The organism is Acetobacter papayae, from assembly GCF_047721125.1.
GTDB lineage: Bacteria > Pseudomonadota > Alphaproteobacteria > Acetobacterales > Acetobacteraceae > Acetobacter > Acetobacter papayae.
On the sequence record NZ_JBDNWF010000037.1, the window covers coordinates 1 to 26,585 of the forward strand.

At 60.8% G+C, this 26,585-nt stretch carries 31 protein-coding genes; 9 read left to right on the plus strand and 22 right to left on the minus strand.

Annotation, left to right across the window (positions count from 1 at the left end):
• Window positions 1-11: 11 nt before the first annotated feature.
• From ABF757_RS10205 to lptB, 4 genes are read left to right on the plus strand one after another with little or no spacing between them, the layout of a single operon-like run.
• The gene (locus ABF757_RS10205) at window positions 12-995 is read left to right on the plus strand and encodes a KpsF/GutQ family sugar-phosphate isomerase (RefSeq protein ID WP_415482184.1); all 984 of its coding nucleotides are present in this window, start codon (window positions 12-14) and stop codon (window positions 993-995) included.
• On the plus strand, window positions 992-1,789 hold the full coding sequence (gene lptC, locus ABF757_RS10210) for an LPS export ABC transporter periplasmic protein LptC (RefSeq protein ID WP_415482141.1): 798 nt from the start codon (window positions 992-994) through the stop codon (window positions 1,787-1,789). The genes ABF757_RS10205 and lptC overlap by 4 nt, the downstream gene beginning before the upstream one ends.
• Before the next feature lies 1 nt (window position 1,790).
• Complete coding sequence (locus ABF757_RS10215) at window positions 1,791-2,849, plus strand: LptA/OstA family protein (RefSeq protein WP_415482143.1); 1,059 nt, start codon at window positions 1,791-1,793, stop codon at window positions 2,847-2,849.
• A gap of 50 nt (window positions 2,850-2,899) precedes the next feature.
• Complete coding sequence (gene lptB / locus ABF757_RS10220) at window positions 2,900-3,658, plus strand: LPS export ABC transporter ATP-binding protein (protein ID WP_415482185.1); 759 nt, start codon at window positions 2,900-2,902, stop codon at window positions 3,656-3,658.
• Here the strand turns inward: lptB and ABF757_RS10225 are convergent.
• Together ABF757_RS10225 and ABF757_RS10230 are read right to left on the minus strand one after the other, a co-directional pair.
• Window positions 3,655-4,494, minus strand: a complete 840-nt coding sequence (locus ABF757_RS10225; protein ID WP_415482145.1) for an MOSC domain-containing protein — start codon at window positions 4,492-4,494, stop codon at window positions 3,655-3,657. The two genes, lptB and ABF757_RS10225, sit on opposite strands and share 4 nt — an antisense overlap.
• Window positions 4,487-4,795 (minus strand): hypothetical protein, encoded by a 309-nt coding sequence (locus ABF757_RS10230; RefSeq protein WP_415482147.1) that lies wholly within the window; start codon window positions 4,793-4,795, stop codon window positions 4,487-4,489. The genes ABF757_RS10225 and ABF757_RS10230 overlap by 8 nt, the downstream gene beginning before the upstream one ends.
• A 281-nt stretch (window positions 4,796-5,076) precedes the next feature.
• Between ABF757_RS10230 and hpf the strand changes: the two genes are divergently transcribed.
• Complete coding sequence (gene hpf, locus ABF757_RS10235) at window positions 5,077-5,673, plus strand: ribosome hibernation-promoting factor, HPF/YfiA family (RefSeq protein ID WP_415482149.1); 597 nt, start codon at window positions 5,077-5,079, stop codon at window positions 5,671-5,673.
• A gap of 86 nt (window positions 5,674-5,759) precedes the next feature.
• Here the strand turns inward: hpf and ABF757_RS10240 are convergent, their stop codons facing one another.
• Both ABF757_RS10240 and ABF757_RS10245 read right to left on the minus strand, forming a co-directional pair.
• Complete coding sequence (locus ABF757_RS10240; protein ID WP_415482151.1) at window positions 5,760-6,023, minus strand: hypothetical protein; 264 nt, start codon at window positions 6,021-6,023, stop codon at window positions 5,760-5,762.
• A gap of 21 nt (window positions 6,024-6,044) precedes the next feature.
• Window positions 6,045-6,536, minus strand: a complete 492-nt coding sequence (locus ABF757_RS10245) for an Hsp20 family protein (RefSeq protein ID WP_025860765.1) — start codon at window positions 6,534-6,536, stop codon at window positions 6,045-6,047.
• Between the two features lie 327 nt (window positions 6,537-6,863).
• On the opposite strand from ABF757_RS10245, the gene def reads away from it, so the two are divergent.
• The 3 genes from def to truA are packed head-to-tail and all read left to right on the plus strand — an operon-like array spanning window position 6,864 to window position 9,182.
• Window positions 6,864-7,424: a peptide deformylase gene (def, locus tag ABF757_RS10250; protein ID WP_025860764.1), complete on the plus strand. Its 561-nt coding sequence runs from the start codon at window positions 6,864-6,866 to the stop codon at window positions 7,422-7,424.
• Window positions 7,425-7,459: 35 nt separating this feature from the next.
• On the plus strand, window positions 7,460-8,395 hold the full coding sequence (gene fmt / locus ABF757_RS10255; RefSeq protein ID WP_415482154.1) for a methionyl-tRNA formyltransferase: 936 nt from the start codon (window positions 7,460-7,462) through the stop codon (window positions 8,393-8,395).
• A complete protein-coding gene (truA, locus tag ABF757_RS10260) occupies window positions 8,388-9,182 on the plus strand; it encodes a tRNA pseudouridine(38-40) synthase TruA (RefSeq protein ID WP_415482156.1) in 795 nt (264 codons plus the stop codon). The genes fmt and truA overlap by 8 nt, the downstream gene beginning before the upstream one ends.
• Window positions 9,183-9,232: 50 nt before the next feature.
• Here the strand turns inward: truA and ABF757_RS10265 are convergent, their stop codons facing one another.
• From ABF757_RS10265 to rpmH, 8 genes are all read right to left on the minus strand, one after another.
• Complete coding sequence (locus ABF757_RS10265) at window positions 9,233-9,859, minus strand: hypothetical protein (RefSeq protein ID WP_415482158.1); 627 nt, start codon at window positions 9,857-9,859, stop codon at window positions 9,233-9,235.
• Complete coding sequence (dapE, locus tag ABF757_RS10270) at window positions 9,856-11,040, minus strand: succinyl-diaminopimelate desuccinylase (RefSeq protein WP_415482187.1); 1,185 nt, start codon at window positions 11,038-11,040, stop codon at window positions 9,856-9,858. The genes ABF757_RS10265 and dapE overlap by 4 nt, the downstream gene beginning before the upstream one ends.
• 30 nt (window positions 11,041-11,070) lie before the next feature.
• The gene (dapD, locus tag ABF757_RS10275) at window positions 11,071-11,919 is read right to left on the minus strand and encodes a 2,3,4,5-tetrahydropyridine-2,6-dicarboxylate N-succinyltransferase (RefSeq protein ID WP_415482160.1); all 849 of its coding nucleotides are present in this window, start codon (window positions 11,917-11,919) and stop codon (window positions 11,071-11,073) included.
• A 72-nt stretch (window positions 11,920-11,991) separates the two neighbouring features.
• Complete coding sequence (gene argB, locus ABF757_RS10280; RefSeq protein WP_025860760.1) at window positions 11,992-12,909, minus strand: acetylglutamate kinase; 918 nt, start codon at window positions 12,907-12,909, stop codon at window positions 11,992-11,994.
• 38 nt (window positions 12,910-12,947) lie between these two features.
• A complete protein-coding gene (gene yihA, locus ABF757_RS10285) occupies window positions 12,948-13,619 on the minus strand; it encodes a ribosome biogenesis GTP-binding protein YihA/YsxC (protein WP_415482163.1) in 672 nt (223 codons plus the stop codon).
• A complete protein-coding gene (gene yidC / locus ABF757_RS10290) occupies window positions 13,616-15,382 on the minus strand; it encodes a membrane protein insertase YidC (protein WP_415482165.1) in 1,767 nt (588 codons plus the stop codon). The genes yihA and yidC overlap by 4 nt, the downstream gene beginning before the upstream one ends.
• Before the next feature lie 48 nt (window positions 15,383-15,430).
• Window positions 15,431-15,811 carry a ribonuclease P protein component gene (gene rnpA / locus ABF757_RS10295; protein ID WP_207852748.1) on the minus strand — a complete coding sequence of 127 codons (381 nt, stop codon included), beginning with the start codon at window positions 15,809-15,811 and terminating at the stop codon, window positions 15,431-15,433.
• Between the two features lie 12 nt (window positions 15,812-15,823).
• Window positions 15,824-15,958, minus strand: coding sequence for a 50S ribosomal protein L34 (gene rpmH / locus ABF757_RS10300; protein ID WP_081773530.1), 135 nt, complete (start codon window positions 15,956-15,958; stop codon window positions 15,824-15,826).
• A gap of 165 nt (window positions 15,959-16,123) precedes the next feature.
• On the opposite strand from rpmH, the gene ABF757_RS10305 reads away from it, so the two are divergent.
• Window positions 16,124-16,507, plus strand: a complete 384-nt coding sequence (locus ABF757_RS10305) for a hypothetical protein (protein ID WP_415482168.1) — start codon at window positions 16,124-16,126, stop codon at window positions 16,505-16,507.
• Window positions 16,508-16,579: 72 nt separating this feature from the next.
• On the opposite strand, the gene gloA is transcribed toward ABF757_RS10305, so the two are convergent.
• The 10 genes from gloA to ABF757_RS10355 form a co-directional block, all read right to left on the minus strand.
• Window positions 16,580-16,972, minus strand: a complete 393-nt coding sequence (gene gloA / locus ABF757_RS10310) for a lactoylglutathione lyase (protein WP_415482170.1) — start codon at window positions 16,970-16,972, stop codon at window positions 16,580-16,582.
• A 26-nt stretch (window positions 16,973-16,998) separates the two neighbouring features.
• Window positions 16,999-17,856: an LpxI family protein gene (locus ABF757_RS10315; protein ID WP_415482172.1), complete on the minus strand. Its 858-nt coding sequence runs from the start codon at window positions 17,854-17,856 to the stop codon at window positions 16,999-17,001.
• The gene (gene lpxA, locus ABF757_RS10320) at window positions 17,853-18,710 is read right to left on the minus strand and encodes an acyl-ACP--UDP-N-acetylglucosamine O-acyltransferase (protein ID WP_025860752.1); all 858 of its coding nucleotides are present in this window, start codon (window positions 18,708-18,710) and stop codon (window positions 17,853-17,855) included. The genes ABF757_RS10315 and lpxA overlap by 4 nt, the downstream gene beginning before the upstream one ends.
• 108 nt (window positions 18,711-18,818) lie before the next feature.
• Entirely contained in the window at window positions 18,819-19,343 is a 525-nt protein-coding gene (gene fabZ, locus ABF757_RS10325) for a 3-hydroxyacyl-ACP dehydratase FabZ (protein WP_415482174.1), read from the minus strand.
• On the minus strand, window positions 19,340-20,425 hold the full coding sequence (gene lpxD / locus ABF757_RS10330) for a UDP-3-O-(3-hydroxymyristoyl)glucosamine N-acyltransferase (RefSeq protein WP_415482176.1): 1,086 nt from the start codon (window positions 20,423-20,425) through the stop codon (window positions 19,340-19,342). The genes fabZ and lpxD overlap by 4 nt, the downstream gene beginning before the upstream one ends.
• A gap of 2 nt (window positions 20,426-20,427) precedes the next feature.
• Window positions 20,428-21,294, minus strand: a complete 867-nt coding sequence (locus ABF757_RS10335; protein WP_408735032.1) for an OmpH/Skp family outer membrane protein — start codon at window positions 21,292-21,294, stop codon at window positions 20,428-20,430.
• Window positions 21,295-21,301: 7 nt separating this feature from the next.
• Window positions 21,302-23,785, minus strand: coding sequence for an outer membrane protein assembly factor BamA (bamA, locus tag ABF757_RS10340; protein ID WP_415482189.1), 2,484 nt, complete (start codon window positions 23,783-23,785; stop codon window positions 21,302-21,304).
• A gap of 74 nt (window positions 23,786-23,859) precedes the next feature.
• A complete protein-coding gene (rseP, locus tag ABF757_RS10345; protein ID WP_415482179.1) occupies window positions 23,860-24,972 on the minus strand; it encodes an RIP metalloprotease RseP in 1,113 nt (370 codons plus the stop codon).
• A gap of 31 nt (window positions 24,973-25,003) precedes the next feature.
• A complete protein-coding gene (gene dxr, locus ABF757_RS10350; protein ID WP_415482181.1) occupies window positions 25,004-26,161 on the minus strand; it encodes a 1-deoxy-D-xylulose-5-phosphate reductoisomerase in 1,158 nt (385 codons plus the stop codon).
• Between the two features lie 105 nt (window positions 26,162-26,266).
• Window positions 26,267-26,585: phosphatidate cytidylyltransferase (locus ABF757_RS10355; RefSeq protein WP_415482183.1), on the minus strand; the 319-nt coding region annotated here is incomplete at its 5' end.

Consider the following 26,585-nt stretch of genomic DNA (forward strand, 5'->3'; position numbering starts at 1 on the left):
CCCCCTCACCCATACCGGCCCCCTCCGGTGCTGACGCCGCCACCACGGTGCGGATGGAAGCCGCAGGACTCGCCGCTCTGGCGCATGCTCTGGAAGACCCCACCGGGCTGGGTGGCGCTTTTGCTGCGGCCATGGCCATCCTGCTGGCCCTGCCCGGCCGCGTGGTGGTAACTGGCATTGGCAAATCAGGCCATATCGCGCGCAAGGTACAGGCCACGCTGGCCTCCACCGGCACGCCATCGCTGTTCGTGCACCCTGCCGAGGCCTCGCATGGTGATCTGGGCATGATCCAGCCCGGCGATGCCATACTGGCTTTTTCCAATTCCGGCGAAACAACCGAGCTGGCCGATATCGCGGCCCATGCCCGCGCCAGCGCCCTGCCCCTGCTGGCCGTGACCAGCCGCGCGGGCTCCACGCTTGCCGCCGCCGCCACGGTGGCGCTGATTCTGCCCGCCATGCCAGAAGCCTGCCCCATGGGGCTGGCCCCCACCACCAGCACGCTGTGCCAGCTCGCCTTTGGCGATGCACTGGCCGTGGCCCTGCTACGCCAGCGCGGCTTTACGGCGGCGGATTTCAGCACTTTTCACCCCGGCGGGCGGCTGGGCGCGCGGCTGCGCACGGTGCGTGAACTCATGCGCACCGGTTCTGCCATGCCGCTGGCCACACCACAGACGCGCATGCGCGACGTGATCATGGAAATGACACATAAGGCGCTAGGATGTGTCGGCATTGTGGAGCAGAATGGTACCTTGGCCGGACTGATAACGGATGGGGATCTGCGCCGCGCTCTGGATCACGACCTGACGGCCACCCTAGCCAAGGATGTCATGAACACCATGCCGCTGACGATAGAGCCCGATATCCTTGCATCGGAAGCGCTACGGGTCATGAACGCACGCCAGAGGCCCATTACCTCGCTGTTCGTTCTGGGGCCTGATCGCCACCCGCTGGGCGTCATTCATGTGCATGACCTGATCAAAGCCGGGGTTGAATGAGCGACCTCCCCCCCGACACCCCCGATCTCTCCGTGACCCACACCTCCGAACCAACGGATGACACGGCCGCCAGCACGCGCGCCCAACGGGCTGATTTTGCGCGCCCGCGCTCGCTCATGACACGGCAGCGCGAGCAGCTTTCAACCAGCAATACGCGCCGCGCAGCCCCCGACAGCGCCAATCTGGCCCGCCGCCGTACCCTGCTGCGCCGCGCCAAATGGGCGCTACCCGCCGCCGCCCTGCTGCTACTGGGTAGCATCATCGCATGGCCCGAGGTCGAGCACCTGCTCAGCGCCAACAAAACGGTGCTGCGTGAACTGGCCAATATCCGCATTGAAAGTGGCAACCTCGTGGGGGCCACCTATCGCGGGGTGGACGAGCAGCAGCGCCCCTTCATGATCACGGCGGACAGCGCACACCAGATCAATGACAACCGTATGGACCTGACCAGCCCGGTGGCGGATATCCTGCCCCAGTCAGGTGGGTGGATGCTCGCACGCTCGGCCAAGGGCGTTTACATGCAGCACGCGCACCTGCTGGACCTGACTGGCGATGTCACGCTTTACCGCAGTGACGGGCTGATGATGCGCACCCCCATGGTCGATATCGATGTCAAACGCGGCATTGCCGCCTCCGACGCATGGGTGCATATCGAAGGCCCGTTCGGCCAGCTTGACGCGCAGGGATTCCTGCTATCCCAGCATGATGGCATCGCGCAGTTTCGCGGCCCCGGGCGGCTTATCATCAATGATGACCGCCACAGCACCCCGGACCAGAGCAAAAAGGCGTCCTGACATGCTTACTGTCCCCCCTTTCCTGTCCGGGTTCCTGCGCCAGCGCCCTGCCCGCACCGGCGTTCTGCTGTCCGGCCTTGCGCTGGCGGCTCTCACGCTCCATCGCCCCGCCCATGCGCAGGCCATCGACATGTCGCATGGTGGGCAGATTACCGTTACCGCGGCTGGCGGGTTTGACTGGGACCAGAACCAGAAAAAGGTCACGGCCTATGATCAGGCCAAGGCCGTGCGGGGCGATGTCACCGTCACGGCGGACAAGCTGATCGCCTTTTACCGCAAGAAAGCGCCAGCCGATGGCACTCCGGCGGCAACACCCGCCGCGCCTCCGGCCAATGGCGGCACGCCGCCCGCTTCCACCCAGCCGGATGCTGCACAGGCTGACGTGGACAAAAAAACCGCGCCCAAAGCTGAGGACGGGCAGGATTCGGGTGCCAACGAAATCTACCGGCTTGAAGCCATCGGTCATGTGCATATCTACACCCAGACCGATCAGGCTTGGGGCGACCACGCGGTTTATGACATCGATCAGGCCACCATGGTCATGACCGGCAAGAACATGAAGCTGACCACCCCGCAGGATGTGCTGACCGCGCGGGATTCGATGGAATATTATGCCCAGCAGCATATTTCCATCGGCCGTGGCAACGCCACCGTCACCACCAATGACCAGCGCCAGATCCGCGCTGATGTGCTGGTTGGCTACAGCGCCCCCAATACCCCGGCGGATGACAAGACAGCCAAGACGGATAAACCCGCCGCTGATGGTACGTCGCCCATGGAAAATGGTTCGGGCAAGCTGGAAAAAGTGAACGCGTTCGGCCATGTCTGGGTGCGTACCCAAACAGAAACCGTTACGGGGGATCGTGGTGTTTACGTGCCTGATACCGGCATTGCCCGTATCGTGGGCAATGTACACATCACCCGCGGGGCGAACCAGATTCAGGGTGCTGCCGCCATCATCAACATGCACACGGGTCTGGCAACCATGTCGGAACTGCCGGGCGGACGGGTGAGCGGCGTGGTTGTTCCCGCCAACGCCGATACATCGGACAGGAAATAGGCATGACCCTGGAAACAGAGCAGATGCACTCCCCCTCTGAGGGTTCTGACATGGCCGCCACCGGCATGACCGGCATAAACACACCGGGTAATGGCCTGTTCGCGCACGGGATCGGCAAAAGCTATAAAAAGCGTGAAGTGGTCAAGAATGTCTCGATTGAGGTGCATCGGGGCGAGGCCGTGGGCCTGCTCGGTCCCAATGGTGCGGGCAAGACCACCAGCTTTTACATGATCGTGGGGCTGATCCAGCCCGATACAGGCTCCATTACCCTTGATGGCGCAGACATAACCCACCTGCCCATGTACCGCCGCGCCCGGCTGGGAATTGGTTATCTGCCACAGGAAGCCAGTATTTTCCGTGGCCTGAATGTTGAACAGAACATCATGGCGGCACTGGAAGTTGTGGAATCCGACCCAGACCAGCGCCAGATGATGCTCGACAGCCTTCTGGGCGAATTCGGCATTTCCCACCTGCGGCGCTCACCTTCGCTGGCCCTGTCCGGCGGTGAGCGGCGGCGTCTTGAAATCGCACGCGCACTGGCCAGCCAGCCCCATTACATCCTGCTGGACGAACCTCTGGCCGGGATCGACCCTATTGCCGTGGGTGAAATCCGTGATCTGGTCTCGCACCTCAAAGACCGTGGTATTGGCGTGCTGATTACCGACCACAACGTGCGCGAAACGCTCGAGGTTATCGACCGCGCCTATATCATGCATAGCGGGCAGGTGCTGATGCAGGGCGTGCCGGAAGAAATTGTGGCGCATGAAGACGTGCGCCGCGTCTATCTGGGCGAGAGCTTCTCGCTCTAGCCCGCCAGAACAAGGTTGGAGGGGCCGCGTTCGAGCACTTCCACCTTGTCTCCCGCCGTAATCACGCCGGTTTTTTCCACAATGGCATTCTGCGCGAACATGATGCCCTCGCTGGCACGGCGGAACTGTGCCAGCGTGCCCAAAGGCTCACCCGGTGTGGGAATTTGGCCGGTATGCTGGTCCACCGTTGTCACCACACACCGCGCGCAGGCGGCCACGATACGGATTAGCGCCGTGCCGATGGACAGAAGGCGCCAGCCGTCCTCCTCCCACGGTAAGGCACCATCGACCACGATATTCGCGCGAAAACGGTTCATGGGGATAGCGGGCTTGGGGGCAAGGCGTGCGTTCAGGTCCGCCAGAGATGCCATACTGGCAACCAGCAGAGGATAACCATCCGCAAAGGACACCGGAACATCCTCGCCCGACAGGGAGCGTATCCGCGCAAGCTCCGGCACATGCATCCAGACCAGACGGCAGGGCCGCGCCAGCGCCTCGGACAGCCAATGGGCCGCTGCGTCACCCGCGTCACGCGCGCGCACCGTATCGTTCCACACGGTAACGGCAAGCTGCGGGGCCTCTACATCGGGAAAACGAACCGGACAGGGCCTGCTGCCCGCACGTGTCAGGGTCAAGCCTTCGGATGTGGGGATAGGCGTGATCAGCGCCATGGCGCGACAGGCTCTTTGCGTCAGAAACTGGCCGCCGGGCTCCACCACCATCCAGCGCCGGTCGCCCTCCAGCCCCCATGGCCGAACCAGTGCCGCAGGCGGGGTCAGACCATGCAGCCCCTTGACGGGATAGAGATGCACACTGGCAAGAGACAGTTCACCCATGGTGCCCCCGTTCAACAACCGGCGGCGCAAACACGGCTGGTGGCGGGGCCTCCAGCATAATGGGGGGCGCTACCGGCGCGGGCTCCGCGCGCTCTGGTGCCAGTAGTTTAACGGGAATATGCAGCATGCCCGCAGGCGGTTTAGCCCGTGTATCATGCGGGTGTGTTGCGTGCATCATGTGCCACATCAACCCACCATAGGCCAGCGCCAGAAAAGCCAGACAGCCGAGCCTGATCCGCCACTGCCAGGGACTGCGCGGCATACGGGGCATGGTGTCCGCCAGGGAAGAACGCAGGAGCATGGTGGCTCTCCTTCAGAATCCGGCCCATCTGGCTGGCTCTGTATTTCATGGTTACGCATTCGTGCCCGAGCGATGCAACCCTGCCCTGCTCTGCCGCATTAAAACTTTAACAAAGACATGGACACGCCCCCAGAAGGCGTGCCCAAATAGCAAACGAAGCGTTGCGGTGTCCACCCGCGACGCAGAAGGGCAAACCGCCCGGGCCTGAATCCGCGTGCGGATTGACGCCGCCTTTTCAGGCTCGCTCGGCTCTGCCTGTCAGCAGCAAGGAGCGATGTCCTATGCATATACAGGTTTCCGGTAAACAGGTTGACCTTTCCAGCGCCCTGAAACATCGGGTCAACGCGCATCTCGGCACCCTGGCTGAACGATACTTTGACAAAGGGCTTGAAGCGCAGGTGACATTCAGCCGGGCGCGCTCGTTCTTTACGTGCGATATCAATGTCCGCGCCGGACGCGGGCTTATCCTGCGTGGAGAAGGCGAGGCCTCTGATGCCAATGCCGCTTTTGATGACGCCGCCGAGCATATCGCCAAGCGTCTGCGCCGTTACCACCGCCGGGTCACGACCCACAGCCGTACCGCCCCACGGCAGGAACTGCCCCAAAAAGCGCGCTCCTATATTCTACGCCCGGTCGATGAAAGCGAGCAGGCCACTCCGGCGGAAGAAAGCCAGTCCCGGCCGGATGAAACCTACGCCACCATTATTGCCGAACAGCCTACCGACATCCCCCTGCTCGCGGTGGGAGAGGCCGTTATGCGGCTTGACCTCGCGGGGAGCGATTTCATGCTGTTCCGCAATGCGGGCAACCGACAGATCAGCCTCGTTTACCGGCGTGACGATGGCAATATCGGCTGGGTGGATACCGCACCCGTCTGAACCGCACCGGGTTTAACACCCCGGCTGCACCATAAAAAAAGGGGCCGTTTCCGGCCCCTTTTCCCGTTTATTGGCCCCAAGAGCCCTTACTGGAGCGATGCGGGCACCATGTCATTTTGCATGATCGCCCCCCATGCTGTTTCCATGTCTTCCACCACGGCCAGAAGGGAGCCATCGGCCGCGTAAATGGCGCAGCCTTCCTCGCCATCTTCTGTGGTTGCAGGGCGCATATAGGCAACCTGCTGCAACCCCAGAGAACGGAACTGGACATCCGAAAGCTGGCGCACATCAAGCAGCGGTTCGGCCTTCAGCAACGCCGGGCCCCGGCTGTTTTCACTTGCACTTTTCATGGCGTCCTCCTTCTTGCGTGCTCAGCTATCGCTCACATCCGTAACCGGACGGAGCACCCGGGCGGCAGAGCGGGGTTTGAGTGTCGCACCCGCGCGTTTCTGCCCACCCTGAATAATTTCGATCTGCTTGACCCGCACCTCGGGCTGGGGGCGGAACAGATCGATATGCAGCAGGCCGTTATCGAGCCATGCGCCGCCTGTTTCTATACCTTCCGCCAGAACGAACGCCTTCTGGAACTGGCGTGAAGCAATGCCACGATGCAGGTAGACTTTCTCTTCACCCTCATCGGTCTGGCGACCACGGATCACGAGTTGGTTGTCTTCCTGAGTGATCTGTAAGTCTTCCATACGGAAACCGGCGACTGCAAGCGTAATGCGCAGCCCGTTCTGGGCAATCTGCTCGATATTGTAGGGCGGATAGCCATCTCCCGCCCCTTTGCCCGCGCGTTCGAGCATCTGTTCAAGATGGTCGAACCCCAAAAACATGGGCGACCCAAAAAGCCTGCCTGACATGGTGTAGAAGCCTCCTCCTTCCTGAGCGAGACAGAAGGCCGGACCCGTAACGGCGTTCCGGCTTTATTAACGATATGGGAGGTTCTGCCCCGCACGCAACCCCGACCCGCTATATATGGTGGGATGATGCCTTTTTTGGCCCAGAGTCTGTGGCTACGGAGTAACAACCATCGCTCTGGAGCCTCCCGCACCCGCACAGGAAGCCCGATCAGGCTATGCTAACGGGGCTTGCAGCGGGTGCAGCCACTGTTGCAGCCCGGCCACTTTGTCATGTGCGATCTGCTTTTCTTCTGGCATCTGCCCTGACAGGAGGCTAAATCCGCCTTTATGACAGACGCACTCCTTACCAATGCCGCCTTTGCCGCCGCAGCAGCACAGGCGACGCCGCTTGAAATCCTGACGCCGCCCCACCCGGTGCTTCGCCAGAAGGCCCGGCCCGTGCGCCCCGAAGATATGCAGGACATCCGTGCTGTGCTGCCCGGCATGTTCGCCGCCATGTATGCCGCCCCCGGCATTGGTCTGGCCGCCCCGCAGGTGGGCATAAGCCAGCGTTTCCTGCTGGTTGATCTGGGCGAAAAAGACGCCCGCGATCCGCTGATCATGATCAACCCCGAGATCATCCGCGAAACCGATGCCATGAACATACATGAGGAAGGCTGTCTGTCGCTGCCCAATCAGTATGCCGAAGTTGCCCGCCCCGAGGGTGTGCGCGTACGCTGGACCGGCATTGATGGCGCAACCATCGAACGCGACACAAGCGGCCTGCTGGCCACCTGCATCCAGCACGAGATGGACCACCTCGAGGGCATCCTGTTTGTGGATCACCTGTCCACCCTGCGCCGCAACATGATCCTGCGTCGGCTGGCCAAGGAACTCAAACGCGCCTGAGTGCGCAAAGACCCGTTAGCAGAAAGCCCCGGTTCATGCGTCTTGTCTTCATGGGCACGCCCGATTTTGCCGTGCCCGCCCTGCGTGCGCTGCACGCACATGGGCATGATATCGCCGCCGTCTATTCCCAGCCGCCACGCCCTGCGGGCCGGGGCAAGGCCGTGCGCCCCTCCCCCGTACAGCGCGCCGCCGAAGAACTGGGGCTGGAAGTGCGCCACCCGGTTTCCCTGCGCGCCAATCAGGCCGAATGGGACTCCTTTGCCGCATTGCAGGCCGATGCCGCCATTGTCGCGGCCTATGGGCTGATTCTGCCGCCTGCCATGCTGGCAGCCCCCCGGCTGGGCTGCCTGAACATCCATGCCAGCCTGCTACCCCGCTGGCGTGGGGCCTCTCCCATCCAGAGCGCCATTCTGGCAGGAGATACAAAAAGCGGCGTGACCATCATGCAGATGGAAGCCGGGCTGGATACCGGCCCCATGCTGCGGGCCGACAGCGTGCCTATTACCGCCGCCACAACCGCCTCTACCCTGCACGACCAGCTTGCCCTCATGGGGGCCGAACTGGTGCTACATGTGCTGGCGGAAGGCGCAGCTCCCCAGACCCAACCGGAAGAGGGTGTCACCTACGCTCCCCGCCTTACGCGCGAGGATGGGCGTATCAACTGGCAGGAGAGTGCGACGGCCATTGACCGCCGTATCCGCGCCCTCACCCCATGGCCCGGCACCTTCACCACCCTGCCAGATGGTACGGTTATCAAGATCGGGGCGGCAGCCCTCTCGGGCGATCAGCCGCATGCGCCACCCGGTACCATTCTGGATGACCGTCTGAGCATCGCGTGTGGCGAAGGCTCTATCCGCCTGCTGGCCCTGCAACGTCCCGGACGTGGCATGATGCTGGCCGATGCCTTCCTGCGTGGCCAGACCCTGCCCGCAGGCCTGCGACTGGGCGAAACCACCACCCCCCATGACTGACGAAGCCGCGATCCAGCGCTGGGCTGTCAAAATCGAATATGACGGCGCAGGGCTTGTTGGCTGGCAGCGCCAGTCTTCCGGCCTGTCCGTGCAGGCCTTGCTGGAAGAAGCGGCGAGCAGACTGGCTGGCGGCGCAACTGTGGGCAGCATTACCGCCGGGCGAACAGATGCAGGCGTGCATGCGCTAGCACAGGTCGCGCATCTGGATTTTCCCACAGGGCTGAAACTCACCCCCCATGCCGTGCGCGAGGGGCTGAGCTTTCATCTCAAACCTCACGCTGTTGTGGTTGTGGATGCCGCAGCGGTTCCGCTGGACTGGAGTGCGCGGTTTTCCGCCACATGGCGCTCTTACCGCTACCGTATTCTCAACCGCCGTGCGCGCCCGGCACTGGTAGCGGGCCATGTCTGGCATGTTAAATCACCACTGAATGCCGAGCGCATGAACGAAGCCGCCAGTCTGCTGCTGGGCATGCACGACTTTACCTCGTTCCGCGCAGTTGCCTGTCAGGCCAGAAGCCCCCTGCGCACGCTTGATCATCTGGCCGTGCAGCGCGATGGGGATGAAATACTGGTAACCGCGAAAGCGCGGTCTTTCCTGCACCATCAGGTGCGCAACATGGTGGGCACACTCAAGCTGGTCGGCACTGGCCAGTGGACGCCTGAACGGGTTATGCAGGCACTCGCAGCACGCGACCGCTCTGCCGCCGGGCCAACAGCACCAGCGGAAGGGCTTTACCTGAACGGTGTCGGGTATGACCCCGACCCTTTTACCCAGACGCGGAACTGACGCGGGGTACAGGCATCAAACCGGTTTAAAAGTCTAGGGTCGCATCCTGCTCAGGACTGCGTGTTGCCACCCACCATGGGCTGGAACAGATCATGCATGAACAGGTAGTGGGGCGGCAGGAGTGCTGCGAGCGCATACAGCACGAAACAGGCCAGAAGCACCGACAGGTAGAGCACGATCGCACGGCCCGCGCCAAGCTCCAGCCCTACCCGTGCAACAAACCATTGCAGCCACATTTCATACACGGTCGCCACAAACACCAGAGCCACCATAAAGGATGGCTCCTTGACAAGGGCCGGGAACAACAGAACCGCCAGAACCGTGCAGACCAGAGACACCAGCACGATCATCCAGTTACACCAGGTGGCAGCAGTCATGTAGCGCAGCCACAGACCCTCACGCCCCCAGCGCCGGGCATAGGCATGGGAAATAACCAGCGGCATCAGCAACACACAGAACGACAGCAAAAGCTTGACCAGTTCCATAACCGTGTCGGGCTGCAGAAAAACCTGCAATCCGCCGACCAGAACAAAGGCAAGCTGGGGGGCCATGGCCGCACCAAGCGCGTTGGTGGTGCCTTCAAAACACGCAAGACCTTCCCTGCGTCCGCTGGACAGCAGCAACATGCCTTGTACGATGCGCTTGACCACGCCCATTGGTTTGCCGTCTGAAATCACGCGCACACCTCTTGCAGAAAAGTCTGGTAAATACAGGTCAGCTTCTCAAAATCATCCAGCGCGGCATGTTCATCCACCTTGTGGATGCTGGCCCCGACCAGCCCGAATTCGGAAACCGGGCAATACTGCGCGATAAAGCGCGCATCTGACGTGCCGCCCCCGGTATCGAGCTTGGGCTCAAGCCCCGTTACCTTCTGAATGGCCGCTACCAGCGCACGGGTTTCGCGCCCCGGCTGGGTCAGGAAAGATTCTCCACTAATTCTGGCCGTAACGGTAGAGCGTGGCGCATGCTGGCGGCAAAGCGTTTCAACCCAGCCGATCAGAGCCTTGCCGGTATGCAGGTCATTAAAGCGGATATTCAGTTGTGCCTGAGCCCGCGCGGGAATGACGTTAGTGGCATCGTTGCCGATATCAATGCTTGTTACCTGCAGGGATGACGGCTCGAAATACTGGGTGCCATGGTCCAGAGGTGTGGCGCGCAGGGCCTCCAGCACGGCCAGCAGCCGGTGCGCCGGATTATCGGCCCGCTGCGGGTAGGCCACATGCCCCTGCGTACCTTCCACCACAATCTGTGCGTTCAGGCTACCACGGCGCCCGACCTTGACCATCTCGCCCAGAACGCGGGGGTTGGTCGGCTCACCCACCAGACAGTAATCGGGTATCTGGTCGTGTGCCTGCATCCATTCCAGCACCTTGCTGGTGCCATAGGTGGCCGGGCCTTCCTCATCGCCTGTAATCAGCAGGCTGATGGAACCCTGCACGCCACCAGCCGCAACCTGCCGGGCCACGGCGGCCACAAACGCGGCAATGCCGCCTTTCATGTCGCATGCACCGCGCCCGTATAACAGGCCATCGGCAATATGCGCTTCATAAGGCGGGTAACGCCAGTCATCCACCCGACCGGGAGGCACAACATCGGTATGCCCGGCGTAGCAGATATGCGGCCCGCCCGTGCCCAGACGGGCAAAGAAATTGGGGGTGCGTTCCGCCCCCTCGCCAAATGGCAGATGGGTGACGGAAAAGCCCAGAGTTTCCAGCATGCTGGCCAGCAGTTGCTGGCTCTCCCCCGGATCGGGGGAAACGGAAGGCAGGCGGATGAGCGCCTGCGCTACGGCCACAGGGTTGGACAGGTCACCCGGCCGCAATGTTGGGGCCGTGCAGGCTGTGCCATCCGTGGTCATTTCCGTCATGCCGGAGCCTCCTCTGCGCGATTAGTCGCGCAGCAGTTCGTTAATTGAAGTCTTGGAACGGGTGCGCTCATCAACACGCTTGACGATAACCGCGCAAGCCAGCGCCGGATTGGGGCGGCCATCGGCACCAACAGGGTTGGAAGACGGCATGGTGCCCGGCACCACCACCGAGTAAGCCGGCACCCGGCCCATGTAGATTTCGCCCGTGGCGCGATCGACAATCTTGGTCGAAGCCCCAAGGAAAACGCCCATGGACAGCACGGAGCCACGCTCCACGATCACGCCTTCTGCTACTTCCGAACGCGCGCCGATAAAGCAGTCATCTTCAATAATGACGGGGGCTGCCTGCAGGGGCTCCAGCACGCCGCCAATACCTGCACCACCGCTGATATGGCAGTTACGGCCGATCTGCGCACAGCTACCAACCGTGGCCCAAGTGTCCACCATGGTGCCGCTGCCGACATGCGCGCCAACATTGACAAAGCTCGGCATCAGCACCGCACCCGGAGCGATGTAGGCGGAACGGCGCACAACCGCACCCGGCACCACACGGAAACCGGCAGCATCAAAACGAGCCTGATCCCAGCCAGAGAATTTCAGCGGCACCTTGTCATAGGCCGGAGCGCCAGCAGCCCCTGCGGGCATGACCACACTGTCATTCAGGCGGAAAGAGAGCAGAACGGCCTTTTTCAGCCATTCATGCACCACCCAGCCACCGTCCTGCGGAGCCGCAACGCGCAGCTTGCCGGAATCCAGCGCATCAAGCGCGCTTTCAATGGCGGCGCGGTCGGCCCCCTGAGTAGCGGAGGAAATGCCGTCACGCTTTTCCCAAAGGGTTTCAATATGCGCGCGGAGAGTTTCGTCAGTCATAACACACCGTCTGATGAAAAATGGGCCAGAAAAAACAGATCGCCAGATAAAGGGGCCGCCGAGGCCGCCCCTTTAGTCAGCGCGGATCAGGGTGCCGGAACCCGATGCCGTAAACAGTTCGAGCAGGCAGGCATGGGGAATACGCCCGTCGATAATGACAGCCGCCCTCGCCCCGGCCTGCACCGCTTCGATACAGGTTTCCACCTTGGGGATCATCCCGCCGGTAATAACCCCATCCTCAATAGCCTTGCGGGCCTCGGTTGCGCTGAGTTCGGGAATGAGCTTGCCCTGAGCATCCAGAACGCCAGCCACATCCGTAAGCATCAGCAGGCGCGTGGCATGCACGGCCCCGGCTACGGCGCCGGCTGCGGTATCTGCATTGATGTTATAGGTCGCGCCATCTTCACCCAGACCCACGGGCGCGATGACCGGAATAAGGCCCGAACCCGACAGCGCATAAATCACGCGCGGGTCCACCTTGACCGGCTCGCCCACAAAGCCCAGATCCAGCACGCGCTCGATCTCGCTATCCGTATCGCGCACCGTCCGCTTGAGCTTGCGGGCGGTAATCATCTTACCGTCCTTGCCCGAAATCCCTACCGCCAGCGCACCAGCCGCACAGATCAGCTCCGCCACTTCCTTGTTGACGGAACCGGCCAGCACCATCTCGATCACATCCACCATATTGGCGTCGGTCACACGCAGGCCATCGACAAAGGTGGAAGGAATATCCAGCCGCTTGAGCATCTGGTTGATCTGCGGCCCACCGCCATGCACCACCACAGGGTTGATGCCAATCAGCTTGAGCAGGGCTATATCCCGCCCGAAGGTCTGGGCCAGATCGCGGTTACCCATGGCGTGGCCGCCGTATTTGACCACAATGGTATCGCCCGCATAGCGGCGCAGATAGGGCAGCGCACCAGCCAGAACGGCGGCCTCCTGTGCCGCGTCAAGCTGAAGACCGGAGGTAGGAACCTGAGGTTCGGTCATGTTCTGCAGTCCTGTTCGTCGTCTGTCGGCCACTCTGCTCACGGCAGAGCAAATTCCGCAAGTTCGGCCCTGAGCGCTTCCATACCCAGCCCGGTCTGGCTGCTTGTCAGTGTCAGATACGGAAAAGCCGCTGGATGTTTGGCAACAACCGCCTGCACCTCTTCCTGCTTGCGCTCAAGCGGGCCGGGTTTGACACTGTCACACTTGGTCAGCACCACCTGAAAACTGACAGCCGCACGGTCGAGCATGTCCATAACCTCACGGTCATGGGTTTTAAGCTCCACCCGCGCATCAAGCAGGAGCACGACCCGGCGCAATACCGGGCGGCCGCGCAGGTAGTCGAACATCATGTCCTGCCAGTCTTCCTTGATCGACTTGGCAGCGCGGGCATAGCCATAGCCCGGCATGTCCACCAGCATGAGCCGCCCGGCCAGATCAAAGAAATTGAGCTGCTTGGTGCGGCCCGGCTCGGAAGAAGCGCGCGCAAGTGTCTTGCGCCCCGTCAGGGCATTGACCAGACTGGACTTACCCACATTGGAGCGCCCGGCAAACGCGATTTCCGGCAGGGTGAGCGGGGGAAGCTGCCCCAGCTTCTGCGCACCAAACACAAAGTCACATGAACCGGCAAAAAGCCGCCGCCCCTGTTCCAGGGCGGCGGCAATGTCGATGTCATTCTTCAGTTCCCTGAAGGTGGTAGGCCCGGTTGTCATTTTTTCTGCACCAGTTGCGGTTTGGCGTCAGCCGCGCGCAGGCGCCCCATGATGATAACCTGCTGCAACGCTGTAAGAATGTTGCTCCAGCAGTAATAGATCACCAGACCCACCGGCTGCCGCGCCATGAAGAAGGTGAACAGCAGCGGGATGAACATCATGACCTTCTGCTGGGCAGGGTCCATGTTGCTGGCGCTGGAGCTGACCTTCTGCATCAGGAACAGCGTCGCACCATACATGATGGGCCATGCACCCAGCACAAGGAACGGCATGATCTGTGTGGGGTCAAAAGGGATCAGACCGAACAGGTTGAACACGTTGGTGGGGTCAGGCGCCGAAAGATCCTTCACCCAGCCCACAAAGCCCGCATGACGCATTTCAATGGTCACATACAGGTCCTTGTAGAGGCACCAGAACACCGGAGCCTGAATGAACAGCGGCAGGAAACCGCCGAACATGCTCACATTCTCCTTGCGATACAGCATCATGATATTCTGCTGTAGCGCCATCGGGTCGTCCTTGTGCCGCGCGCGGATTGCATCCACCTGCGGTTTCAGGCGCGCCATCTTCCAGGTCATGCGCATCTGCTTGATGGTCAGCGGCAGGAACACGACCTTGACGATCACGGTAAAGATCAGCAGGGCCCAGCCAAAGCTGCCGAACTGCTGATACAGCAGATCAAGCACGAAAAAGACCGGACGCGTCAGGAAAGACAGCCAGCCAAAATCGACGGCTTTCCAGAACATGGGCACATGCAGCTGGGTTTCGTAGCGATCAAGCAGACGCACTTCCTTGGCACCGGCGAAGACATGCGCCAGCGAGGAAGACGTCGCACCCGGTGCCACCACAACGGGGGTAGCCCCGGTAAAGCCTACCTGATACTGCCCCTTTGTCGGCTGCCAGCCATAGCTGCCCACGACAGATGCTGTCTGGTCAGGCAGAACCGCCATCAGCCAATATTTATCGGTAATACCGGCCCAGCCGCCCGTGCCCTGATGGCTCCACGAAATATCATCCGGCGGCGTACCGCCCGTGCGCACGGATTTGTAGGAGCCTTCGTTCAGGCGTCCATCGACCACGGAAATGGGGCCTTCATGCACCAGCATGCCCCCGGTTTCTTCCGGTGTATAACCACGGTTGACCCTATAAAACGGATACAGCGTTACAGCCTGAGCCGTGGCGTTATGCACACGCTGCGTCAGCGTAAACATGAAGTCCTGATCGACCGCGATCTGCACTTCAAACGTCAGACCCTGACCGTTATCCCAGCTCAGGGTCAGCGGGTGCTTGTCGTCCAGCGTGGTGCCGGAGGCATGCCACAGGCTCTGGCTATCGGGCAGGCGCACCTGTGTATCAGGTGCCGCACGCCAGCCAAAATCCACAAAATCTGCACGGTCGGAAGCCACAGGGCTGAGCACGCGCACATCCGGGCTGTCTGGCTTGACGGTTTCGCGGTACTGCTTGAGCAGCAGGTCATCAAGCCGCGCACCGCGCAGGTTGATGCTGCCCACGACGGCAGGAGCATTAATGGCAACCCGGGCCGGGGCATCATTGGCCGCGGCTTCTTGCGTATCCGCATGCTCTGCCTCAGCCTTGCCATCAGCAGACGGGGCTGCGGCAGTGGACGACTTGTCCACCGACTGCGTTACAGCGGGAGGGGGTACGCTGGCAGTCTGCTGCTGTGCTTGCGGGAAAAAATACTCAAACCCGAAGAGCACCGCCGCTGACAGAAGAGTTGCCAGTATCAGACGTCTTGTATCCATAAGACCCTATCCATCATGCTCAAGCGCCCCGCCATGCCTATCGCGGGTCTAGCCATCTTTCTGGCAGAGCCTTAGCGCCTTGCGGAAGTCAGACACAAGGGCGTCGAACGGGCGGGTCTGGGTTGCCGCGCGGCCTATCAGAACCAGATCAAGGCCATTGAGCGGGGTATCACGCTCAACATTGCGCACAACCTCGCGCAGCCTGCGCCGAACCCGGTTACGCACCACCGCGTTGCCGACCTTTTTGGTTACCGTAAACCCTATCCGGGCGGCCCCGGTATCGGTCCTGCGGACAAGCTGGAGCACCAGCCCCGATACCGGGGCCTTGCGTCCACGTGCCGCCAGAAAAAGGAATTCCTTCCTTTTTTTAAGCCTGCCGGAACGCTCGGGAACAGGCTGGGCCTGTTCCGCTCCGCAGGAACCGTCGATCAAGACCGGAACTTAAGCGGAAAGACGCTTACGGCCCTTGCTGCGACGGTTGGCAATGACCTTGCGGCCGCCTACGGTAGCCATACGGCTACGAAAGCCGTGACGACGCTTGCGGACCAGCCGGGACGGTTGATAAGTGCGCTTCATGGTGGCGCTCCCTTCGTTCTAAGAATCAGATATGCTTTGCCAGTGGCCGCCGGAGCACCACCCTCTTGAAGAGGCGGCTTATAGAGTTCAGATAAGGGAACGTCAATGGAGGGCGCAGAGTCGTCTTGCGTTCCTTCCCTACTTCCTTATCAGGGCCGGACTGGCATGACCTTTTTCTCTTCCGCGGCACGGGCCATCGTGCTGGCTTTCTGCCTTCCTGTCATGGGGGGGCTGCTCGGTGCCCTGCTGGGGCTTTCCCTGCCTGCGGCACTGTTTCCCCTGATCGGTGGCGCAGTTCTGGGTGCGTGGCTGAGCCTGCGCGCGAGCACAAACCACGTATCAGCGCCAGCCCCCGCACCGGCTCTCCCCCGCGACCCGGATCCAAAACTACGGCATGACATCCGGGGTATTGTCAGCCCGGCCATGCTGGCGGCAGAGCAGCTCTCGCTCAGCCCCGACCCGCAGGTCAGCAAGGCTGGCACGACCATTAACGATTGTCTCGACCTCCTGACCGCCCGGCTAAAACAACAGCCACCACGCGCGGATTAAAAAACCCCATCATGCGCGCCACTGCGCGCATGACAAACGCCTGCAAGCCACAAAGACTCAGTGCCAAAACATTCAGTCAGGCCGCTGGATCAGTTCCACCTTGTAGCCATCGGGGTCTTCCACAAACGCGATGACGGTGGTGCCAAACTGAACAGGCCCGGCCTCACGCGTAACCTTGCCGCCCCCGACCCGCACGACCTCTACCGTAGCCGCGACATCAGGCACACCCAGCGCAAAATGCCCGAATCCGGTGCCGATCGCATAGCCATCGTCCTGCCCCCAGTTATAGGTCAGTTCAATTTCGGCCTGCCCGGCAGCATTGTCAGCAAAACCGATGAAAACTAGCGTGTAACGGCCTTCCGGCACCTCGCGGCGGCGCAGTTCGCGCAGGCCGAGCAACCGGTAAAATGCCAGACTCGCATCCAGATCACGGACACGCACCATAGTATGCAGATAGCTGGACATGGTGACTTTCTCCCTTTTATGAGCGTTTACAGCGTGGACTGCCCATGATCCGGTTCCGGGGTAACGGCCAGCATAAACAGCCCCAGCCGATCCGCCGCTTCCACACAGGCATCGCGATCCATCAGCAGGGTGTGGCCAGCTTCAAACGCAATGCCGCGCAAACCCGCCTCATGAGCGTTGCGCACCGTAACCGGACCAATCGCGGGCATATCGGCTCGTTTTTCCTGACCGGGCTTGAGCAGCTTGACCAGCACCCCGCCCTCACCCGGCTGGCGGCACTCACCCGCGCGCGCCAGCATGCGGTCTGTACCTTCCATGGCCTCCACGGCCAGCACCACGCCATTCTGCACAACGCAACCCTGACCGATATCCAGCCCTCCCAGAGCCTGAACCACTCGCACTCCCTGCCGGATATCGCGTAATGCCTGTTCGTCTGGTTCTACACGCCCGAGTACACCGGGCTGCTCCACAACAGCCTGCGCCAGAAATTCATGTGCACCGCGCACATGAAAACCTTCTTCACCCAGAATACGAACAAGAGCGGCCAGCAGGCCATCGTCTCCCGCGAACAGCGCCCGCCCTAGCCGAGCCAGAATCCGGGCACCTTCCGCATCGGGGCGGAGGCTGCGCAAGGATGGCCGCCTGATCGGGCCTATCAACACCAGATCGGTGCAGCCATGCTGGCGTAATAGCGAGAGCATCTGCCCAGCCGCACCAAGCCGGACATATTCATGGGGCCATGGCTCAATAACGGCGGGCTCCGCAAAGCCCGCAAAACCCAGAATAAACACTGGCCGCCCGGCTGCCGCCACAGAGCGCGCCACCATACCGGGCAATGGCCCGCCACCGGCAAGAATACCAACGCCGCCCACGGGCGTTGTCACGCGTTTTCCATATCCTGACCGCGTCCCTGCTCACGAGCAGAACGCACAAGCCCTCGGCAGGTTGGCGCATCGATAAAGGCAAGAATTTCCTGCACACGCCCATCCTGAGCGAAGTCCTGCCGCACCGCCTCAAGACGTGCAGCAAAGGGCTGGTCACCGCCATTTTTGGGATACAGGGCCAGAAAAGCCTTCCGCATCCGGTGAATTTCGTCCGATTTCACCCCGTTGCGGCGCAGCCAGATCCAGTGCAGCCCAACCAGACGCGCACGATTACCCAGCACACTGCCATAGGGAATGATATCGGCTTCCACACCAGTCACACCCCCTACAAGAGCAGCATGGCCAATGCGGACAAACTGGTGAATGGCAGCAGAACCCATGATCCGGGCATCATCACCAATATGCACATGGCCACCCATGACCACGTTATTGACGATAATGGCACGGTTACCGATCTCGCAATCATGCGCGACATGGGCATTGGCCATAATCAGCACATCGGCACCAACACGGGTAACACCAGCCCCCGAGGCCGTACCACGATGGATGGTCACATGCTCACGCACAACCGTACGGGCACCCACCTCACACCGTGTCGGCTCACCCTTGTATTTGAGGTCTTGCGGGGCCATGCCCACAGTGCAGAAAGGAAAATACCGCGATGCAGCACCCAGACGGGTATGACCATCCACCACAACATGGGAGATGAGTTCCACACCGTCCTCGATCACGACATCCGGCCCCACCGAGCACCATGGCCCAATGGTCACACCGGCACCCACCTGAGCGCCTGATGCGACAATCGCAGTTGGGTGGATTACGGTCGCCCTAGCTTCCTTTGCAACGTGTACCACGTTAATTTCCTACCCACTTACTTGATGCAAGTCGCGTACTATAGCCGCAGTTTGCACGGTTTTACCGCACAGGCAAACCACGGCCCCATGCCCGAAATCAGAAGGCAATCAGCCCATAATCATGGCGCTGAAGGAGGCCTCAGCCACCACAACACCATCAACATGAGCCTCGCCCTTGAATTTCCAGACATTCGAGCGATGGCGTTCCTTGGTAACATGGATACGCAGCTGGTCGCCCGGTTCAACCGGACGACGGAACTTGGCACCCTCGATGGTCATGAAATAGACCAGCTTACCTTCGAACGCTTCACCCAGCGTCAGCACGACAAGCGTTGCAGCCGTCTGGGCCATGGCTTCCACGATGAGAACGCCCGGCATGACCGGCCGCCCCGGAAAGTGCCCCGGGAAAAACGGCTCGTTTACCGAGACATTCTTGATCCCGGTTGCTTTCACACCCAGGACGATATCTTCCATCCGGTCGATAAGAAGGAAAGGATATCTGTGTGGAATCGCCTGCATGATGCGGTTCACGTCAATCCGATCAATCGTCTGAACGTCGCACTGCGATTCTTGTTTCGTCTCCACGTCCCCTAGACCACCCTTTACGCCAGATATAGTCCGGCCTCTGTTCATACCTTGCCTGTCTCGCCCTGAGCGGGTCCAGACGCTTTCTTTGCCAGCTTCCGCAGAACGGCCACGTTACGGAAAAACTCCCGGAACGGCATAGCCGGACTGCCGATGACATCCGCACCGCCTTCGATATCCGACATGACACCACACTGCGCGCCAATACGCGCCTTGGCCCCAATACGGATATGACCGATAAGACCGGCCTGAGCAGCAACCGTTACATAGTCCTCCAGCACGGTGGAGCCAGAAATACCAGCCTGCGACACCACAATACAGCAGCGTCCCATCTGCACATTATGCCCGATCTGCACCAGATTATCGAGACGTGAACCTGCTCCGATCACCGTATCGCTGACAGAGCCACGGTCAATAGTGCTGTTAGCACCGATTTCCACGTCGTTTTCGAGGATAACCTTGCCAAGCTGCGGAATGGTTTCAAACCCTGCCGGGCCAACCGCGAAACCAAAACCGTCCTGACCGATACGGGCACCGGGCAGGATAATCACCCGCTCACCCAGCAGCGCATGCGATATGCTGACGTGATTGCCAATCCGGCAGTCACGCCCCAGCCGCACACCCTGCCCGATTACCGCATGCGCACCAACAACACAGCCGGGGCCAATCTCGGCCCGCGCACCCACAACCGCAAAAGGCCCGATTTCAGCTTCTGCCGCAATACTGGCTGAAGGATCGACACAGGCCAGCGCATGAATACCGGGGTTTGCAGGAGTCTGCGGGTGGAACAGGCGCGCCACGCGCGACCATGCCAGATAGGGCGAAGCCGTAACCAGTGCGGCGCACCCGGCTGGCACCTTATCCACAAATGCCGGGGCTACGATAACCAGTCCGGCGCGTGTCTGTTCCAGCAGCGGCGCGTAACGCCGGTTATCCAGAAAACTGACATCGGCAGGCCCAGCCCCCTGCAAGGGCGCAATACCAGCATAACTACGCTCGCGTGCCTGAGCATCCTTGGCAGGAACCAGTTCTGCACCAGCGGCCTGTGCCAGTTGTTCCGCCCCGAAAGGACCCGCGCGCGTAAAAAAGCGAGGGTCCGCCGGGCCGGATGTCTCCTTTCCGGCCGTCATGCTCAGGGCGTTCCGGCTGTCGGCTGCACAACGGGTGCAGGGCCGGTACGGACAACGGACTGCGTGGTATCGGCGGTTGTCGGCATCTTGCCGGACTTGGCCAACTGCTCGGGGTCTTCATTCGCTGCGGGGATGAAGACCGAAGGCAGGATCTTGTTGAGATTTACCGCCACTTCGTTGGTGATATCCTGACCGTCCACATGCAGGGCGACCTGCTCGCTATGCAGCACGAGGTTCATGCCGTGAGCGGAAGCGACTTTCTGGATCACCTGCACCAGTTCACGCTCGATCTGCCCCAGAGAAACCTGAGCCGCTTCCTGAATGATACGGTTGCGGTTGCGGAAATCACGCTGCGCTTTCATGACACGGGCCTGCAGCGCGCGCTCACGGCTCTGGATCTGGTCAGAGGAGAGCGATTTCGCCTGAGCCTGAAGGCTCTGCTGCTCATCACGCCATGAAGCCTGTTCTTTCTGCAGATCCTGCGCCAGCGCATCGCGGCGCGCACCCAGAATATGCTCGACCTGCATGGCCGCCGTGGACTGCCGCATAACGCCACCCACACTGATAACACCGATAACGGTTGTCGGCGGGGGAGCTTCCTTGGCGATTTCGGGCGCGTCAGGAATATTGGGCTGCGGCAGAACCGGCGGTGTCTGATCAGCTTCCTGGCTATCGGAAGGAGGAGCCGGCAACGCTACTGGCGGGGGGGCTGCACGATGCGTGGCCGCATGCTGGGGCGGAACCGCAGGCTGGCTGGCCTTGGGCACAAACCAGCCTTCCCCACCTTCCGCATGAGCGACAGGGGTAACCGAGGCCAAAACAGACAGACAAACCGCCCCAAACAGGGCTGCTTTAGTACGCACGTGCATTATTACCTCAGAATTGCTGGCCGAACCCAAAACGCAGAAGCTGCGTACGGTCATTGTAGCTGCGGATAAGCGGCACACCCAGATCGATATTGAGCAGACCAAACGGGCTTTTCCATGACACACCCGCACCCGCACTAACACGGGGCGAAACCATGTCGCCGCTGATAGGTGTATAGCGCGACCCTGCCGTGGCCGGATCCGTATACAATGTCCTGACACGCACCCCGGCAACTGAGCCCATATCCGTAAAGATACGCCCGCCAAGCCCCATGCTGGCAACGAATGGCAGCGGGAACGAAAGCTGTGCGGAGGCGTTATACATGAAACGACCACCCAGCAGATCTTCCGAAGCATGACCGCCAGTAACCGTACCAACACTACGCGGTCCGGCACCACCGTCCAGGAAGCCGCGCAGGTTGTTACCGCCCAGATAGAAGTTATCGATCACGTCGCGGCGACCGTTACCCCAGTCCGCCATCCAGCCCGCACCACCGCGGAAGGAAAGCGTCCAGTCATGGCTATTGGTCAGATCATCCAGAGGTATGTAATACGCACCGTTGATCTTGCCGCGCACATAATCTTCATCACCCCCGATCCCAGCGAAATCGCCACCAGCGGAGATATAGTAACCCCGATGCGGCGCCATGCGGTTATCACGGCGATCATACATGACCGTGGTGCTGAGCTGCGACAGCAGCGATGCGCCCTGCTGGTCAAGAATATACCAAGAAGCCTCGCTCCAGGCATCGTTCACCCAGCGACGGATCAGGCTGTAGTTCCAGGACTGTGAAAGATAGCGGTTATAGGAATACCCCATACGCAGGGTAATACCGTAACGCCCTTCAGAGTAGTTCTGGTACGTCTGGTAATTATTCTCGATAAAGAAGATATCCGCGCCAACCACGAGGTTACGCCCCATGAAGGACGGATTGGTGATCGAGATATCGGCCTGCTGCTGCCACAGCGACAGCGTGCCGGAAATACCCGCATCGACACCCGAACCCAGCAGGTTATGCTGCTTGAGGCCCACGTTGCCGATTACGCCCACGTCGGTCGAGTAACCACCACCGAGCGAAAATTCGCCGGTCGGCTTTTCCACCACATCCACCGCAACGTTAACGCGGTCAGGCGCACTACCGGGCGTGTCTTTGATATCGGCACTTTTGAAGAAGCCGAGATTCTGCACGCTTTCCTTGGCGTATTTCTTGTAGCTGGCGCTGTAGGGATCGCCTTCTGCGAAGGGAAGCTGCGCACGTACCACATGATCCTGCGTGATGGTGTTGCCGTTGATATCGATACGCTCGATGTAACGACGCGGCCCTTCGCTGATATCGAACAGAAGGTTGATGATCCGCTTTTCAGGATTACGCGCAATCTCGGGATGCACCTGCGCGAAGGGGTGCCCTTCGGACTGGAGCAGTTCCTCCATATCGGTAGCGTTATCCTGAACGGCCTTACCATCGTACCACTGATGCGCGAACAGCTCGACATGCTTACGCATCGATTCAGCCGGCACATGACGCAGGCTAGAGCGGATATCCACCTTACCCAGACGGTAGCGGACACCTTCATCTACCGTGAAGGTGACGTAGAAAGACTTCCGGTCGGACGACAGTTCGCCCTTCATGTCTTTCACCTGAAAATCCACATACCCGTTACGCAGGTAAAAACGACGTAGCAGTTCAGCATCGTATTTCACGCGGTCAGGATTGTACTCATCCGACGAACCAAGGAAATGATACCAAGCACTTTCCTTGGAAGACACCACACTGGCCAGTTGCGATTCGCTGAACGCCTTATTCCCCACGAACGCAATCTTGCGGATCATGGTCTGCGGGCCTTCATTGATCTTGAAAACCACATCGACGCGGTTATGCGCGAGGCGGACGATCTGCGGCGTTACCACTGCAGAAAAACGTGCCTTCTGGGCATAAACCTGCAAGATGTGCTGCCGATCATCCGCTGTGGTTTCAGCCGAAAACACAGCGCGCGGCTTGAGGGTCAGAACCTTGTGGAGGTCCTCATCTTTGGCGGCGTGATTACCCTCGAACACGATGCGGTTGACGACGGGGTTTTCCTTAACCCGCACCAGCAGGTCATTCCCTTCGCGGCGCAGCGTCACATCACTGAACAGACCTGTGGCGTACAGGGTCTTGAGCGAGCGATCCAGATCGTCCTGAGAGAACGGGTCACCCGGCCTGACCACCATGTAGGACAGGATCGTGCTGGTTTCGATACGCGTGTTCCCGGACACGCGAATATCCTCAATGATGCCATCAGCAGCACGGGCGGCCGCATTCCCTGCGGCGGCATGTCGTGAACCAGCGCCCTGCGTCGCCATTGAGCGATGCGGAGCAGCACCAGCCTTGCGTGTTGCGACCATGACAAGTGGCAGCATACAGACAGAAAGGAACAGGGCAGACCGTTTACCCTTCAAGATCTGCCTCCAGCCATCCAGATCGTTCTCAGCACGAAGCCCTCTCTCCTGCATTTTCCCGCCCGCAAGGGACGTATCCGAAATTACCCTTGTCACGCAAGACTTTCTCTTTCCGCTGCGGCGGCGTTTCAGCCCGCGAGCGATGCAATCCACCTGAACAGGCCAAAGCCTGACAAGTCGTTAAATGTCGAGAACAGAAACAACCCAGCCAACACCGCAAAACCAGCCTGAAAACTGATCTCCTGCACCCGCTTGGAAACAGGACGGCCCCTTATTGCCTCTATGGCATAAAAAACCAGACGTCCACCATCAAGAAGCGGTACGGGAAAGAGATTGATCAACCCGAGATTAACAGACAGCAGCGCCATGAATGAAAGCAGGCTGGCAAAGCCATACTGAGCAACCTGCCCGGACAGTTGTGCGATCTTGAGCGGACCGCCCATTTCCTTTGCGGAATGCTGCCCGCTCAGAATCTGCCACACGCCTGCAAGCGTCCTTACTGTCGTATTCCATGTGGCTTTCGCACCCGACACCACCGCCTGAGGCAGGGACTGCGGCTTGCCGCCATCCACAGCGAATGTCACGCCCAGCTGGCCATGTGCAGGGGCGCCAGCCGAATCCGAAACGGAGCCAATCGTTACAGGCAGAACCATATCCTGCCCCTGACGGCGCACGGTAACGGTTGTCTGGACACCCGCCCGCCCGGTCACCTCACCCAGAATATCTTCCACGCCGTGGACATCACGCGCGCCAACGCGGGTAATGACATCGCCCTGCTGCACGCCGGCTACGGCTGCCGCACTGCCAGACTGAACGGAGGCGACCTCGTCACGCACATGCGGCTCGCCCGCTGTGGCGAACAGCAGCGTAAACAGTACAAAAGCCAGAAGGAAATTGAAAACAGGCCCCGCCAGAATGACGATAGCCCTCGAACCCACCGACTTGTCATGGAAGGTGCGACCGGGAATCCAAGCCGCTTTCTGCTCTTCGGTCGCGTCTTCAGGGTCTTCAAAACCATGGGGCCGCACATAGCCGCCCAGCGGCACGGGGCAGACCCGCCATTCTGTACCCGTGCGGTCGCGCCATTTGAACAGAGCCGGACCGAAACCCAGCGAAAAAACCTCGACATGCACCCCGCGCCAGCGGGCCGCGAGGTAATGGCCGAGTTCATGAATGGTAACCAGCACGCCCAGCACGAAAACGAAGGAAACCAATGTACGCAGATAATCGTGTATCATCATGCCTCCGTTATCGGGCCTGAAAGGATTTTTCTCAAGCGGCGCAGGTCAGAACCAGTTGTTCCGCCGCTTTGCGGGCCTGCATATCCCAGTGGAGAACCGCTTCGAGCGTATCCGCCGGGGGGGCACCGAGCGTGCCCATGACCTCTTCTACCATGCGCGCGATATCGAGAAAACCAATCCGCTCGGACAGGAAAGCTTCAACCGCCACCTCATTGGCAGCAGACAGGATAGCCGGAGCCGCCCCACCCTGCCGCAGAGCCTGACGCGCAAGACGCAACGCCGGGAAACGCACCTCGTCAGGCGTGAAGAATTCGAGCGTTCCAAACGCGGCCAGATCAAGCCAGTTGGAGGTGGTGGCCATACGCTGCGGCCATGCCAGTGCATGGGCGATGGGAATACGCATATCCGCCGAACCCATCTGGGCGATCAGGCTGCCATCGGTATACTGCACCATGCCGTGCACGACAGATTGCGGGTGCACCAGCACCTCGATCCGATCCTCTGGCAGGTCGAATATCCGGGCAGCTTCGATCACTTCCAGCCCCTTGTTGAACATGGTGGCCGAATCAATGCTGATCTTGGCCCCCATGCTCCATGTCGGGTGCTTGAGCGCCTGCGCCCGAGTTGCCCCGCGCATTTCTTCCAGCGTTGCGTTACGGAACGGCCCGCCAGAAGCTGTCAGCACGATTTTGGCGACTTGATCAGCCTGCCGGTCGGCCATGGCCTGAAACACCGCGTTGTGTTCGGAATCAACCGGCAGCAATGTCGCCCCGGCTTCCCGCACGGCCCGCAGCATGACATCACCCGCGCAAACGAGGGCTTCCTTATTGGCAAGGGCAATGCTGCCACCATTGCGCACGGCGGCCAGTGTCGGCTCCAGCCCGGCTGCACCGGTAATGGCGGCCATGGTCCAGTCCACCGGCTCCGCCGCAGCCTCTATGACCGCCTGGCGCCCACCGGCAACCCGGATACCGCTCCCCGCCAGCAGGCCACGCAGGTCTTCTGCTGCGGCCTCATCTGTTAGCACCGCCAGTTCTGCCCGCAGGCTCAGCGCCTGTTCTGCCAGCTTCGCGGCATTTTTCCCGCCCACCAGCGCCCGCACCCTGTACTGGTCACGCGCCTGTTCAAGAAGATCGACCGTGGAACAGCCAATGCTACCGGTACTACCCAGAACGGTTACGGTTTTCATGCTTTGTCTTCCATCCTGCAAACACTCAAACCCTGCGGCAGCGGACAGGATACGCCGCACAGGACAAAACTCGACGCGGCCGCACAGGGCAGACCGCAACTACGCCTAGCCGGGCAGGAAACGGAGTATGCCGCCCAGAATATCGTGCAGGCCCGCCAACCAGAAGGCACTGGCTCCACCCGCACAGGCGGCAAGCCCCGCAGCCAAAGGCGCTGCGGCTGCAAGCCCATCAAAACGGTCAAGCAGTCCACCATGCCCCGGTAGGAGCGTGCCGGAATCCTTGACGTTTAGAGCCCGCTTCATCGCACTTTCGGCAAGGTCGCCACTCTGGGCAGCGAGACCCAGCAGACCACCCCAGAGCAGGCCGCCCATAACCCCGCCAGTGCCTGAGCAAGCAGCGACCAGAGCCCCAACCCCCATGGCC